Origin of the sequence: Nocardia sp. NPDC004604 (assembly GCF_040609795.1) — a bacterium.
Lineage (GTDB): Bacteria > Actinomycetota > Actinomycetes > Mycobacteriales > Mycobacteriaceae > Nocardia.
On the sequence record NZ_JBEXLC010000104.1, the window covers coordinates 17968 to 32310 of the forward strand.

The following is a 14343-nucleotide window of genomic DNA, read 5'->3' on the forward strand; positions in this document are numbered from 1 at the left end:
ACCGTAATCATCCGCCATCGCGCCCGCGAACATGGGCATCCCGTCCCGGTATCGAGAAGAAGCTTCCGGAAGACGTTAGGGTGCGCTCTGATCGATAGTGGACGGAAGTCAGGGCGAACGGATGTTATACGGCCGCACGGTGGAGCAGGCGAGGATCGAGACCCTGCTTGCTGACGCCGTTGCTGGGTGTCCCGGCGCGCTGGTCGTGCGCGGTGAGGCGGGGATCGGCAAGTCAGCACTGCTGGAATACGCCAGGTCGGCGGATGCTCGACTGCTCTGGGTCACCGGTATCGAGTCCGAGACGGAATTGCCTTTCGCCGCACTGCATGTGCTGCTGAGTCCAGTGCTGGAGACGGTCTCGGAATTGCCGCGACAGCAATCCGATGCGCTGTTGGCGGCATTGGGATTCGGTTCGGCGACACCGGCCGACCGCTTTCTCATCGGCCTGGCCACCCTGAGCCTGCTCACCGAACTTTCGATGGACGGACCGCTGCTGTGCCTGATCGATGACGCGCACTGGTTGGATCAGGAGTCCGCCGACGCACTGTTGTTCGCGGTGCGGCGCCTGCACAGTGAGCCGGTGACGCTGATCTTCGCCGCCCGCGACGGCGAACGTCCCTTTCTCGCGCCCGGTGTGCCCGATTTGCAGCTGACCGGGCTCGATTCCGCTGCCGCGCAACAGCTCGTCGATGCCGCAGCCACCCTCGCACCATCCGCGCGGGATCATGTCATCGCCGAGTCCGGTGGCAATCCGCTTGCCCTGCTGGAGATTCCGCGCACACTCACGCCCGCGCAGCGCGCCGGAACCGACACACCGCTAGGGTACTCACTCGGTGGACCCGAACCGCCATCGAGTCGGGTGCTGACCGGATTTCGGGAACGGATCCGGGCGCTGCCAGAGGATTCGCGGCTGTGTCTACTGGTTGCAGCCTTGGACGACAGCGGACATATCGAGCCGGTGACCAGGGCCCTACCCGCGCTCGGTGCCGCACTGACCGATTTCGCGCCCGCCGAACAGGCCGATTTAGCCCGGGTCACGTCCTCCGGCATCGAATTCCGGCATCCGCTCATCCGCACCGCCGCCCGATTGGCCTGCGATGTCGCGGAGCGGGTCGCGGCGCACCGGGCACTGGCCGGGGCCGTGGACGACGACCGCAGGGCCTGGCATCTGGCCGCGGTGACCACACTGCCCGACGAGGCGGTCGCCGCGCAGTTGGAGGACGCCGCGGTGCGGGCGCGGCGCCGCGGTGGCCAGATCGCGGTCAGTGCCGGTTATGCCAGGGCGGCCGAACTCTCACCCGCCGCTGCGGATAGGTCCCGTCGTTGGACGATCGCGGCAACCGCCGCCTACGAGGCCGGACTGTCCGAGCGGGCAGCCGATTTGGCGGAGCGCGCGAACTCCGGACCGCCGCCCGCCGAGCCGTCGATCGTGGCGGAACTGGCCCGGGTGCGCGCCGGGTTGGCCTTCGAGGCGGGACATCCACTCGAAGCAACGCGGCTGCTGCACGACGGGGTCCGCGTACTCACTGCGACGGCGGCGCATGATCGACCGACCTGCCTGGCGATGCTCGGCTGGGCCGCCATCTACGCCTGGTCCAGCCGCCCGCATCCGGACCAACTTGTACTGGCTCGTCGTACCGAAGACCTCGCAGCCGGAATGTGTGGGCCGGAGCACGCGATTCACGCGCTGGCGCGCGATGTTCGCCTGCTGCTGGAAGGGGATCGGCTGGCCGTCAATATCGCACCGCACAACCTGGGCGATGTCGCCGACCTACCGGTCGACCTGCATATTGTCGCCGCCTATCTGGGCTTCGCCCGTGGTGACGTGGACGGTATGTACCGGGATGCGACGCGACTGGTCGACGCCTGCCGCACCGCGGGCCGGATCGGGCGCATGCCCCAGGCCATGATGATGCTCGCGATCGCCGAACTCGCGACCGGACGGCATCGTGCGGCGCGAGCCACTGCGGCCGAGGGCCGGCGGCTTGCCGAGGACATCGGCCAGCACTACTGGAAGTACTACCTGGCCGGGGTCGCCGCATGGTCGGCCGGGGTGGCGGGCGCGGAGCAGGAATGCCGGGCCCTGGCCGCGGAAGCGATCGAGGAGGGTGGGATGTGGATGACCGGGATCACCTGGGCCACCTACGCTCTCGCCGCACTCGACTCCGGCTACGGCAGGTACGCGCAGGTGCTGGACCGGCTCGACAAATCGGCAGCCGGTCCGGGCAAGCACGCATTCGTCTGGCGCTACGCCTATCCCGACTATGTCGAGGCCGCCGTCCGCATCGGCGATCGGCAGCGCGCGCACCAGGCGCTGACGCGGTTCACCAACTGGGCCAAGGCAATCGATCAACCATGGGCGCTCGCGGTCCTGCACCGCTGCCACGCCCTGCTGACCGACGGTGACGCGGCGGATCTCTATGAGCGCGCGCTGCGTTTGCACGCGCGTGGCGATCAGCCCTTCGAACAGGCCAGAACTGAACTGATGTACGGCGAATGGCTGCGCCGCCACAACCGTCGCGCCGAGGCGCGGACCCAGTTGCAAGCGGCCATGGCAACCTTCGATCTGCTGGGCGCGGTTCCGTGGTCCGAGCGCGCGGCGGCGGAGTTGCGGGCGACCGGGATCTCGATATCGGACCAGGGCCGTGAGTCCGATCCGCTGGCTTCGCTCACCCCGCAGGAACTTCAGGTGGTGCGTCTGGCCGCGACCGGGGCAACCAATCGGGAGATCGGCACCCAGCTGTTCCTGAGCGCCCGGACTGTCGGCTATCACCTGTACAAGGCGTTTCCGAAGCTGGGGGTGGCCTCGCGGGCCGAACTCGCCAGGTATGCGATGACTTAACCGGCGGTGTGAATCACGCTGGCTATTACAGTCATTCGACAGACGCGGTCCCGGTCGGACCGTTCGTAGCGTCACCACCATGAATATTCCCACTCAGACCGAAGTACTCGTCGTCGGTGCGGGCCCGGTCGGCATGGCGCTGACCGCATCGCTCGCCGACAAAGGTGTCTCCGTCGTACTCATCGACAAACAGGCCGCAGGGGAGAACACCTCGCGTGCCGCCGTCGTCCATGCCCGCACCCTCGAGGTGTTGACCGAACTGGAAGTCACCGACAAGCTGGTGTCGCGGGGAATCATCGTCGGGCAGGCCACGGTTCGCGAACGCGACCGCGTGCTGCTGCACGTCGGTTTCGAGGACCTGCCCACCGACTATCCCTTCACGCTGCTGATCCCACAGGACCTCACCGAACAGGTACTGCTGGAACGGTTGGAGGCGACCGGCAGCCAGGTGTCGCGGCGGTGTGAGCTGACCGCGCTGGCACAGGACCCCGACAGCGTCACCGCGACCTTGGCCACCGGCGAGACGATCCGGGCGCGCTACGTCATCGGGGCCGACGGGATGCACAGCCTCGTCCGCGAACAGTCCGGAATCGCCTTCGAGGGCGATACTTACGCGCAGTCGTTCGTGCTCGCCGATGCCGTCCTGAGCGGTGATGTGCCCGATGCGGAGATCCGGCTGTACTTCTCGCCGGAGGGTGTCACCGTCCTCGCGCCACTGCCCGGCGGTCGCCACCGCATCGTGGCCACTGTGGACGATGCACCGCCGCAGCCCGACCACTTCCACGTCCAGCGCCTGCTGAGTACCCGTGGCCCGCAACAGCATCCAGCCACGGTGGAGCACATCGTCTGGAGTTCGCGCTTCCGTGTGCACCACCGCTTGGCCGCGCGCTATCGAGCGGGCCGGATCTTCCTCGCCGGAGACGCCGCGCATGTGCACAGTCCGGCTGGCGGGCAGGGGATGAACACCGGTCTCCAGGACGGGCTCAATCTGGCCGCGAAGCTCGCCGCGGTGCTCCGCGATGGTGCGGATGACAGCGTCCTGGACGCCTATGAGGCCGAACGCCGACCGGTCGCGGAGAGCGTTGTGGCGTTCACCGACAAGATGACTCGGGTCGCGACCGTGGACAGCGCACCGCTGCGCGGCCTGCGCAATACCGTGCTGCGCGCGTTGGATTGGGTTCCTGCTGTGCACCACAAGATGGCCATGAACCTGTCCGAACTCGGTATCGATCCGCAGCGCGTCGGTTGAAGGTCCCGAGGCTGATGCCGCGGCGAGAACCTGGTTGGTACTAGGGGTTCCGGTGGAAACGGTGCGAAAAACAGCTCAGTGCGGCGCCCTGGCCTGCCGTGATGTGGTGGAACATCGTGTCAGTGGTCGTGTCGGGCTTCCCTTGGTCGTGCGTGGCGAGGCGGGGATCGGCAAGTCCGCGCTGCTGGAATACGCCAGGTCGGCGGATGCTCGATCCACGCATCCGCCACTCGAAACCGTTCACCTTGTTCGACTTTCGACGTCAGATCGTCGCGGCCTGGTGTTGCTCGGGCATCCAGCTCTCCGGATGCGCCCACGGCAGCACGTTTCCCAGCTGCCCGGCTGCCGTCCGGAAGAATTCCAGCACCTCACGGTCGGAATGTCGCAGGCTGAAGTGCGTCAGAACGAAGAGCGTCTCCGGGTGCGCCGCGATCACCGGCTCGAGGCGGCTCCACACCGTATGACCGATGCGGTCTGCACGCTCCAGCTCGGAATCATGGAGGAACGTGCACTCGGTGATGATCACCGGGTAGGCGAACAACCACGGATTGCGTACGAAGACGTTTACGTGCGTGTCGCCGAGGAAGGCGAACAGCGGACGCGGAATCTCTCGCTCGACCTGCACCCCTTCCTTGCGTTTCGCGGCCATGAGACGCCCGAACTCGGCGCCGCGCCCGTCGGCCATCAGGGTGCGTCGCAGTGCTTCGCACTCTGGCAACAGCTCCTTGCTGCGTTCGGCGAACGCGTAGCCCACGCAGGGCACCTTGTGCTCGCATTCGACGACCCGTACGTGATGTCCTCGGCGCCCGAAAGTGAACTCGTCACCGCCCCGTACGCCATGCAGCCGGTACCCTCCACCCAAGTCGGGGTCGTACGCTGCCCCATGATTCAGCTCGGCCGAGGCACGCAGGAAGGACTCCGTGTAGGACATTGCCTCGGCCGGAAGGTAGATGTCCACACCGGACTCCTTGGACGCCAAGTAGTCGAGATCCTTCGAATGGTCGTGGTGAGTGTGCGTCAGGAAGACGGTGTCCACCTGCCGCCCCTCACACAGCCCCGCATCGAGGCTGCAGCGAAGGCCGGGCACGTGAAAGAACGTCTTGTCGTTGGCCCGCGAATACCCCGTCAAAGTGAGCCGAGTTCCGGGGATCTGCCACGTCTTCCACTGCCGGAATGGGTGCCCGCTCTCCAGCCGTTCAGGGTGATCCATAACGGGAGGGTAAGTGAACCGCTTCGGATTGTTAACCGATATTTCGTGAGCGGTCGCCAACACATTGCTCATGAGATCTCCACTGCTGGAGGCGAACTACGGTACGTATGGTGAAGCTCTTGGAACGTCCGGTCGTCCTTGCATCGACCTATGTCGTCGGCTCGGTCCTGTTCGGGCCAGCCATCTTCCTGGGTGGTTATGCACTCTTCACCCGAGGAGTCGGTGATTACTGCGACGCGGCCAATGGTGACCAAGCTTCACGCGACGCGGCATTCACAGCTGCGCAAAGCTTCCAGATCACCGGCGCCTGCGCCATGCTGGCTTTCGGGCTTGTCCTGCTGGCCAATCTGTGGACCCACCGCCATCAGATCAACCCGGTGCGACTTACTTTGAGCAGCTGCGGGATTCTCGCCATGATGTGCGGGTTCGGCTTCCTCATCCTGGTGTCCGGCCCTGCAGGTCAGAGCTGCCAGCCGGGATGACACCTTGCAATATGACAACTCTGTCGGCGACCCGTTGCCGCTCACAGTGCGCTTCCAAAGCGATTGCGGCAGAAGGCCACCGACACCAAGCCCGGCTCAGCCACTACCGCCGACGAGGACACTCCCTCATGCATCCCGGGATGAACCACAGGGTTCTCGCGATCGACGACGCAAAGTGGTCGACGATCACGAGTTGTCAGGCGGCGGAAATCGTGCCGAAGTGCGTTTTTCCCGGGCATATCGACGTCGCACCGATAACCCGAACGCTGTATCACCGGCTTCGGCAGGCCGGCCACCCACACCATGCACCGAGTAGCTCGCACCCTCCCAGAACAGCACCTGGTCGAACACAACGTCACCGCCCTCCCACCGGAAGCCTCTCGCAGTGACCTTGCTGCACGCGACGAAGCCATATCCGAACGTGCCGCCCGCCAATTCCAATAACAGCAGGGGCACGGCAGCGCTGTCATCGAGGTCGCCATGGCGAGAAACCGGCGTGAGGGTAAGCCCGCCATTGAACCGCGGGTCCAGTTCCATCCGCTCCACGCCTTCGAAACAAAGCTCGGTCCGATACTCGAATGTCCCGAAGTCGTTGCTGCGCAACAACAACTCGCTATGACTGACCGTATACCGGTGAACGTACAGATCATCTCCGACAGTGAACGGCAGATTACTCACACATCCACAGTGCCACGGCCACAGCGTTCACCAGTATCCCGCCGGACCCGGGAGTCAAGCAGATCCCCGTCCGACTCGCCGGGCGTCCAGTGCCCCGTCCAGACAGATTGCTGCGCTACCCACTTCGGCTGCTCGCCGAGCACAGTCATATGGTGTTCGCGCCGGCCTGGGCGACCACCATTCGACTACCTTCGACCGCCTGGACCAAGGGGGCGATATGGCAGGAGCTATCTGGACGCGGCAGTAGCTAAAGGTGTTTCCTGCGGTTTCTCTCAGTAGGTTTGGGCGTTGGGCCAGCGGTCGGCGAAAGTTATCGGGAACGCCTTGACCGCGGGCTTCCAGCGTATGGTCCGTCGTGCCTGACCGGCGCCGGTGGGATCGAGGGAGTAGGGATCAGGGTAGAGGCATCTCGGCATGGTCGTTGAATCCATGTGCCACAAGTCTTTTCGCCACAATGTCGACGGCATCGCGCGTTTGTGTTCGCGAATACTATGTCGTCACTTATCGGACGGGTCCGGCGACCACCGTGCTCGGGCAGGTGGCGAGGCTTTTCTGGCTCTCATGGTTCGAGGTACAAGCGTTCGTTCGGTAGGCGAGGGAATGCGCTCGCGTCTCCTAGGTCGACGGTTACCGCGTCGGCATAGTGCTGTGCCTGGTGTTCCTGGATGAACAGCAGTGCAGCGGTCAGGCAGGCTGCGAAGTCGAACCGGATGCCGTGTAAGAACACACTGAGGTGCACGTCTTGTTCGTCGGGGCGTGGCGATCGGCGCGGCGCGCTGTCGCGCCCGCGCGGCTGAATGGCGTCCATGGGTCCTATGGCTCCGTGCGTGACGCCGACCGCGTCTCGCCGCGACGCACACATGCCAGAATGGAGTCGACCACTGCATGGCCCGATGGACGAAACGCACTCTGCGGCAGTGTGATCCATGTGCAGAAAAGACCACCCCGATCGGCGGGGGATGGCAATGCGATATCGCCTCCGGCGCGGACCACCGACACATTCAGTCGGCGCATCTGCGCATACAGTTGCTCATCATCGGGTAGATCCGGGCGGATCATGAACGACCACCGAGCCGAACGCGGATGCGATATCACCGGCCCGCCACCGAGCCGCTCGGCGGTCCAGATCGGCTTGCACCGCCCGACCGAGAACGGCGGGCATCGTAATCGCCCACGCCCGACCGGCTTTGACAATGATGCGCCCCAGCTCGGGCGGGTCGATCACCGCGGGCAGATCGCACACCCGCCGATAGTACTGACACCGGGACATTGCCGTGTCCCCAAAAGCCATGTGGTCCATCGTGTTAGACCTCTGCTCGCGTCTGTGGAATTGGATGCGCCCGGCCCTGAAACGCTCCTGATGAGGAGAGCTATCGCTCCGGGCGCACACCCAGCACACCTCAGATACGTGCAAGTCCACAACGTTCCAATAGAAACGTTTCACTAAAATCCCTCGTAGTTTTAGTTCGCGCGGCATTCTGGTTTCAACTGAAACCCCAAGATGGAAGGCGACATCCGTGACAGCCGATTCCACAGTTGCCCGGCGGCTCCTCGGTATCCAACTGGAGGCGCTTCGCGAGAAGTCCGGCATCACCATGGCCGACGCTGCCGCTTCGATCTCCATCGGCAAGTCGACCCTGTGGAAGATCGAGACGGGCCAGCCGGTTCGCCTCAACCCGGTCCTGCTGAACCACCTGTGTCAGCTGTACGGCGCAACGCCGAAATCGACCAAGGCGCTGCTCGGCTTGGTGGATGAAACCAAGACACGCGGCTGGTGGCACGCGTTCACCGACCAGATCCCGAAGGACTTCGGGCTGTTCGTCAGTCTGGAGGACGCCGCCACCCATATGACGTCGTACCAGACCACGTTCTTGCCCGGTCTCCTGCACACGCGCGACTATCGCCGCGCGCTGAGCTGGACGGAGTTCCCGCACAAGCCTTCTGACGAGACCGAGCGACTGCTCGATGTCGGGATGAAGCGACAGGCCCGCCTGACCAGTGTGCGCAATCCGATCACACTGAACGTGCTCATCGATGAGTCCATTCTCCGCCGCATGACCGGTAGCACCGAGGTAATGGCAGCTCAGCTGCGCCACCTAATCGACTGTGGCCAGCTGCCGAACGTGTCCATCCGCGTGGTTCCGTCGAAGGTTGGCACCTACCGTGGTATGATTGTCGGCTCGTTCGTGCTGTTGGAGTTCCCGCCACATCCCAAGGCGGATCTGACTATGTCCCCCGTGGTGTACATCCAGGGCTTCACCGGCGATCTGTACCTGGAAAAGCCTGTGGAAGTCGACCACTATCGTGGAGCATGCGCGGATATCGAGCGATTGGCGTTGAACGAGAACGCGAGCCGCGCCTTGCTGCTCGGCATTGTGAAGGAGTACGCCCGGTGAACATCGACCTATCTGGTGCGAAGTGGTTCAAGAGCCGCCGGAGCACCGCATCCAAGGATTGCGTAGAGGTCGCACACCTGGACGGCGGCTTGGTCGGCGTGCGCGACTCCAAGAACCCGACCGGTCCGGTGTTGGTCTTCACGCCTGGTGAGTGGGACGCCTTCACCGCAGGCGTAGCCGATGGCGACTTCGAACGGCCGTAACGGACTTCCGGGCAGCCCTTTATCTCGAGAAGCCGGAAGAGGTTCGGCAGTATCGTGAAGCTTCATCGGCATCAACAGTTCGGCGTTGGGTGAGGCGGATCGTCGTTCTCACATCCGCCAGGTTGCAGAGGAGTATGCCCAGTGAACGTTGACCTGTCCGGCGCTGTCTGGTTCAAGAGCACTCGCAGCACCGGGTCGAAGGATTGCGTGGAAGTCGCGCACCTCGACCGGGGCATGGTCGGCGTGCGCGACTCCAAGAACCCGACCGGCCCGGTGTTGGTCTTCACGCCGAGCGAGTGGGACGCCTTCACTGCTGGCGTAGCGGTTGGCGAGTTCGAGCGGCCGTAGCCCGATTTCCCGAAAGCCCCGTACCCGATCGCAGCGGTCGAGTTTACGGGGCTTTCGCAGTAAGCGCGCAGTGCCGGATGTGGGTGCCGCACTCCAGGTTTCAGAATGCCCAGCTTGACAGTGGTACCGAGCGCAACCAATTGAGCAGTTCATCCTCGTTGTGGTCCCAAATCGTGCGAGCGGGGCCGAACGCGGACCGCACCCGATCGCTTCCGGTGCCGAGGTACCAGTAGATGACGGCCCCGCCGATCGCGGTGAGCAGGCGATGCGCGGCACCGAAGCGAATCTCGTACCTCCTCGGTGGGCGGACTCTGCGTGGTGCCGGGCAGTCGGCCAGGTCGGGCCGGTGTCGCCGACCGCCACGTCTCTCGGTCCTGCCCGAACTCGGCATCGACCCGATCGCCGGAGCACCCGCGCCCGAACTGGTCGGTCGACTGCCAAACTTAAGCCGATGTAAATGTGCGGGTCGCCCGTTGGCGGGGGTGCGGCGGGCGAGTCGAGAATTTCCATCGTGAGCGATCTTGTTGCGGCGAACCGGGCCGCGCCCGCCCTGCCGCGACTGAGTTCGGTCGCCGGGCGATGGGTCGTGACGGCCGCGGTGCTCGGGTCGGCGGTGGTCCTGTTGGATGCGCCGGTCGTCAATGTCGCTGTGCCGCGGATCGGTTCGAGTATGGGTGCCGACGTGGCCGACTTGCAGTGGGTCGTCGGCGGTTACACGCTGGCGTTGGCATCGCTGATCCTGGTGGGCGGGGGATTGGGCGACCGGGTGGGGCAGCGCGCGGTATTCGTTTGGGGCAGTGGCGGTTTCGCGGTGGCCTCGGTGCTGTGCAGCGTCGCGCCCACCATGGAAATGCTGATCGTGGCGCGGGTTGTGCAGGGGATCGCGGGTGCGTTGCTCACCCCGGGCAGCCTGGCGTTGATCACGGCCTCGATCGATCGTCGTGATCACGGTGCGGCAATCGGGTTGTGGGCCGGACTTGTCGGGGTCGTCGAGGCGGGCGGACCCGTGGTCGGTGGTTGGCTGACCGAGTTGGCCGGGTGGCGCTCGGTATTTCTCATCACCGTTCCGTTCGCGGTGGCCGTGACCGTCGTATCGGTGCGCTACCTTCCGGAGTCGCGGGATGTGCATGCGCGACCGCTCGATCTGTCGGGTGCGGCCACCGTCGTGGCCGGGTTGGGTGCGCTCACCTATGGGTTCATCGGCGCACGCGGGTGGATGTCATTGCTCGGCGCGGCGCTGCTCGGGATGTTCGCGCTCATCCAGTTGCGCGGTGAACATCCGCTGCTGCCGCCATCACTTTTCCGCTCGCGGGTGTTCACCGCGGCCAATATGGTGACCGCTGCCGTGTACGCGGGCCTGGGTGGCGTCTACTTCCTGCTGCCACTCCAATTGCAGGTGGTCGCGGGATATTCGCCATTGGCGGCGGGCCTGGTGACGGTGCCGATCACCGCGATCATGCTGGTGTCGTCCCCGGCCGCGGGCCGGTGGGCGCAGCGGCACGGTGCACGGATCCCGATGACACTCGGCTCGGCACTTGCCGCGTGCGGTGCCGTATTGCTGACGGAGATCGGCCCGCGCGCAACCTATCTAGGCGATGTGCTGCCGGGGACCGTCGTGCTCGGTGCGGGTCTGGCCGTCTTCGTTGCCCCGCTGACCGGTGCCGTATTCGCCGCAGTGTCGGTATCGGATGCCGGAATCGCGTCGGGGGTGAACAATGCAGTCGCCCGGACCGCGCAACTGCTCGCCGTCGCCGCGCTGCCGGGGCTCGTCGGTATCTCGGGCGCGCCGCTCACCGATGCCATCGGCTTCGGCAGCGGTTTTCATGACGCGCTGTGGATCTGCAGTGCGCTACTTTTCGCCGGTGCCGTGCTCACCGCGACCCTCATGCCGCGCATGCCGGAACCCCCTTGATATGACCGGCCCTGGCGCTGCGGCATTCCGATAGCCGCAGCCGTGGATGGTCGTGTATCCGCGGAAATCTCACACCGATTGCCCTATTGCGTGGTCGGCACATTTGATAAGCATCGCTGTGCCGAAATATCCCACACCTCTGATCCGCATTTCTGCTGAAAGGATTCTCGCGAGCGTCGGGACTGAAATGCTGTTCGACGCCTATGTGATATGGATCACAAAGACAAGTTCGTCGATCGGCAGTAGGTTCTCCGTACCGCTGCCACATGTTGGCGAATGTGTTACTTCAGCTTAATTTTCGCTACTAAATTCAACTGTGTCAGCCTGGCTTCGAGCGGAGGAATCTGTGCAATCACACGTGACTGTCATACATAGAGTGCGCGGTGTCGACGTCCCGTATCTCGAGCGTATCGATCACGTTTCGAATTCCGTAACCTACGTTTGTCCGCGCAGTGTGCTGGATGGTATACCGGTGCACGCCGCGGCCGCGGTGACGATTCTCGATGATATGGCTCTCGTGCCAGCGGCGGTGCGTGATCTCGCGGCCCGGTTCGGCACGCCGGAACGCATTGTTGCGCTCCATGAATTCGATCTGCTCACGGCCGCCGAACTGCGTGCGGAATTCGATCTGCCGGGCGATCGGCCGGAATATGCGGTACGGTTTCGCGATAAGCTGTCGATGGGCGAAACCGTTCGTGAGCAAGGTGTTTCGGTGCCCGCATTCCGGGCTGCTCCCGATGTGGCCGCTATCCGAGAATTCGCCTCCGAGCACAGGTTTCCGCTGATCGTGAAGCCGCGGCTCGGTGCGGGAAGCCGAGATGTGGTCAAGCTGGATTCCGCTGAAGATCTATCCATCTTGCCCGACCTGAGTGCCGAACCCTTTCTCGTGCAGGAATTCTGCCCGGACGAAGTAGGCGCGATAGACGGCGTATGGACCGGCAGTGGGCTCGGTCCCTGGCGTGCATCGAAATATCTGGGTACTTGTCTCGAGTTCGCCGACAACGGAACCAGCCTGGGCTATATAGAGATCGACGACCCTGCCCTTATCGGCCCGCTCGCCACCTTTGCCGAATCCGTACTTTCCGCGCTCAGCGCCGGTACCCCCACCGTATTTCATCTCGAATTCTTCCTCGGATATGCCTTCGGTATACCGCACATTCGATTCCTGGAGGTGGCGGCGCGCGCCGCCGGTGGGGAGACCACCCACATGTGGCGGGAAGTGCACGGCTACGACCTCCTCGGCGCCGCGGTCGATATTCAGCTCGGTCGTACGCCGGTCAGCGCTTCGCTCGCCGATTCGGAGGTGGTCGCCGAATTGCTGATCCACCCGCCGGTCACCCCGCCCTGCACGGTGCTGGACGTGCAATTGGATATTTCGTGCGCATATGCCCCGTATCACTATTCGGTGCCGCCGGTGGGGACGATGATCACCGAAACATTCGGTTACGCCGAGATCGGTGCGGCCTTCCGCTTCCGCGGACGTTCCAATAGGGAAGTGGTCGAGGCGGTGCAGCGCACCATCGCCGGATTCCGGATGGATTGCGTCGCACTCGATTCGCCGACCGACGCGGCCGTCGCCTGAATCGCCCGGACGGTTCTCGTGTCTTGGTTTCGCGCCTTGCTGCCGTCGGCCGGACCGCAGCGCATGCTGACGCTGATTACGGTTGCGGCGGCCGTCTCCAGCGGTATCTATTTGTCCACCGTCGTCCTCTACTTCACCAGGATCGTGCGGATCTCGCCGATGCAGGTCGGCGTGGGGCTCAGCGTCGCCGGGGCAGCCTGCGTGGTCAGCAATATTCTGGTCGGCCGGATCTCGGATCGACGTGGCCCGCTCGGTGTGCTGCGCGCCAGCCTGCTCGTCGGGGCCGTCGCGACCGTCGGCTTTCTCGCGGTCGACGGATTCGCGATGTATCTGGTCGTTATTCCGGCGGCGGCCGCGGCGCAGGCCTGCGTCCAGCTGCTGATCTCGGCAATGATTCCGCGGGTTATCACCAGTCGCGCCAATGAGTTTCGCGCCTACATCCGCTCGGTGCTCAATGTCGGCATCGCTATCGGCATCGGCCTGGCCGCGGTAGCCGTGCAATTGGATTCCGCGCTGATCTACCGGGTGGCCATCCTTATCGCCGCCGGTTTCCTGACCGCGGCGATACCGCTGGTCGCTCGACTGCCCGCGATGGGGCCAGCGGCGGCGACCGCCGAACATCACGGTGCGCGCTGGCTCGCCCTGCGGGACCGGCCATATCTGGCACTGACCGCAGTGGACGGCGTGCTGTCGCTGCAATACCGAATCCAATCGGTCGCCATACCGCTGTGGATCATCGGTGCCACGGCCGCGCCGCGCTGGTCGATCGCCGCGATAGACATGGTGAACATCGCCATCGTGGTCCTGTTCCAGGTCCGAGCCAGCCGACGGGTCGTCGATGCCACCGCCGCGGGGGTCGCGCTGCGCCGCAGCGGTTGGGCGTTTCTCATCGCATGTGTGCTGCTGGCAACCGCGCACGGACACGGCGGCTGGGTTGCCGTGCTGATCCTCGGGGTCGGTGCCGCCGTGCTGAGCGTGGGCGAATTGTGGCAGACGGCAGGCGGTTTCGAGGCATCCAATGCGCTGGCACCGCCTCAGGACCTCGGTCTGTATCTGGGTGTTTTCGGCATCGGATTGCGCATGGCCGATGCGGTCGGCCCGGCATTGCTGACGTGGCTGTGTATCGGCTTGGGCGTAACCGGCTGGTACATAGCGGGATTCATCCTGCTGGCGGCCGGGCTGCTCGCGCCGGTGGTCATCAGGTGGGCCACGTCGACACGCGATCGGTACGCGCTCGTTCCGACGCCGTGAATACGGGTATCCGTGAATACGGGTATCTGGGCCGCGGACGGCACCGGTGGATCTGATTTCTTTTGCACGCCGCGATTCTCGGGGCGATGCTGCCGGGTCCCGATTTCGCGTTGGTCACACGCTATTCGTCGATCAGGGGTCTGCGACAGGTATCGCCGCGGCGGTGGTGCTCACCGTCGGTATGGCGGTG

At 64.6% G+C, this 14343-nt stretch carries 13 protein-coding genes and 1 pseudogene; 9 read left to right on the forward strand and 5 right to left on the reverse strand.

Features of this window, described 5'->3' with window-relative positions:
* The first annotated feature begins 121 nt into the window (after window positions 1-121).
* A complete protein-coding gene (locus tag ABZW16_RS30580) occupies window positions 122-2842 on the forward strand; it encodes an AAA family ATPase (protein ID WP_354959555.1) in 2721 nt (906 codons plus the stop codon).
* A 79-nt stretch (window positions 2843-2921) separates the two neighbouring features.
* Window positions 2922-4091: an FAD-dependent monooxygenase gene (locus ABZW16_RS30585; protein ID WP_354959556.1), complete on the forward strand. Its 1170-nt coding sequence runs from the start codon at window positions 2922-2924 to the stop codon at window positions 4089-4091.
* A gap of 262 nt (window positions 4092-4353) precedes the next feature.
* On the opposite strand, the gene ABZW16_RS30590 is transcribed toward ABZW16_RS30585, so the two are convergent.
* Window positions 4354-5373 carry an MBL fold metallo-hydrolase gene (locus ABZW16_RS30590; protein WP_354959557.1) on the reverse strand — a complete coding sequence of 340 codons (1020 nt, stop codon included), beginning with the start codon at window positions 5371-5373 and terminating at the stop codon, window positions 4354-4356.
* A gap of 47 nt (window positions 5374-5420) precedes the next feature.
* Between ABZW16_RS30590 and ABZW16_RS30595 the strand changes: the two genes are divergently transcribed.
* Window positions 5421-5783 (forward strand): hypothetical protein, encoded by a 363-nt coding sequence (locus ABZW16_RS30595; RefSeq protein WP_354959558.1) that lies wholly within the window; start codon window positions 5421-5423, stop codon window positions 5781-5783.
* Window positions 5784-5969: 186 nt separating this feature from the next.
* Here ABZW16_RS30595 and ABZW16_RS30600 read toward each other — a convergent pair whose 3' ends face one another.
* From ABZW16_RS30600 to ABZW16_RS30615, 4 genes and pseudogenes are all read right to left on the reverse strand, one after another.
* Window positions 5970-6461 (reverse strand): hypothetical protein, encoded by a 492-nt coding sequence (locus tag ABZW16_RS30600; protein ID WP_354959559.1) that lies wholly within the window; start codon window positions 6459-6461, stop codon window positions 5970-5972.
* Between the two features lie 272 nt (window positions 6462-6733).
* Window positions 6734-6871: pseudogene (locus ABZW16_RS30605) on the reverse strand (IS256 family transposase); the annotation flags it as partial.
* Between the two features lie 149 nt (window positions 6872-7020).
* On the reverse strand, window positions 7021-7269 hold the full coding sequence (locus ABZW16_RS30610) for a hypothetical protein (RefSeq protein ID WP_354959560.1): 249 nt from the start codon (window positions 7267-7269) through the stop codon (window positions 7021-7023).
* Window positions 7270-7494: 225 nt separating this feature from the next.
* Window positions 7495-7752: a hypothetical protein gene (locus ABZW16_RS30615; protein WP_354959561.1), complete on the reverse strand. Its 258-nt coding sequence runs from the start codon at window positions 7750-7752 to the stop codon at window positions 7495-7497.
* A gap of 226 nt (window positions 7753-7978) precedes the next feature.
* Here ABZW16_RS30615 and ABZW16_RS30620 point away from each other — a divergent pair, with 226 nt between their 5' ends.
* The 6 genes from ABZW16_RS30620 to ABZW16_RS30645 all read left to right on the forward strand — a co-directional run bounded on the left by ABZW16_RS30620 (window position 7979) and on the right by ABZW16_RS30645 (window position 14153).
* Complete coding sequence (locus ABZW16_RS30620; protein WP_354959562.1) at window positions 7979-8857, forward strand: helix-turn-helix transcriptional regulator; 879 nt, start codon at window positions 7979-7981, stop codon at window positions 8855-8857.
* Window positions 8854-9060: a DUF397 domain-containing protein gene (locus tag ABZW16_RS30625; protein WP_354959563.1), complete on the forward strand. Its 207-nt coding sequence runs from the start codon at window positions 8854-8856 to the stop codon at window positions 9058-9060. The genes ABZW16_RS30620 and ABZW16_RS30625 overlap by 4 nt, the downstream gene beginning before the upstream one ends.
* 141 nt (window positions 9061-9201) lie before the next feature.
* Window positions 9202-9408, forward strand: coding sequence for a DUF397 domain-containing protein (locus ABZW16_RS30630; RefSeq protein WP_354959564.1), 207 nt, complete (start codon window positions 9202-9204; stop codon window positions 9406-9408).
* A gap of 511 nt (window positions 9409-9919) precedes the next feature.
* Entirely contained in the window at window positions 9920-11320 is a 1401-nt protein-coding gene (locus ABZW16_RS30635; RefSeq protein WP_354959565.1) for a DHA2 family efflux MFS transporter permease subunit, read from the forward strand.
* A 346-nt stretch (window positions 11321-11666) separates the two neighbouring features.
* Window positions 11667-12902 carry a hypothetical protein gene (locus ABZW16_RS30640; RefSeq protein WP_354959566.1) on the forward strand — a complete coding sequence of 412 codons (1236 nt, stop codon included), beginning with the start codon at window positions 11667-11669 and terminating at the stop codon, window positions 12900-12902.
* Between the two features lie 18 nt (window positions 12903-12920).
* Window positions 12921-14153: an MFS transporter gene (locus ABZW16_RS30645; protein ID WP_354959567.1), complete on the forward strand. Its 1233-nt coding sequence runs from the start codon at window positions 12921-12923 to the stop codon at window positions 14151-14153.
* Window positions 14154-14343 lie beyond the last annotated feature (190 nt).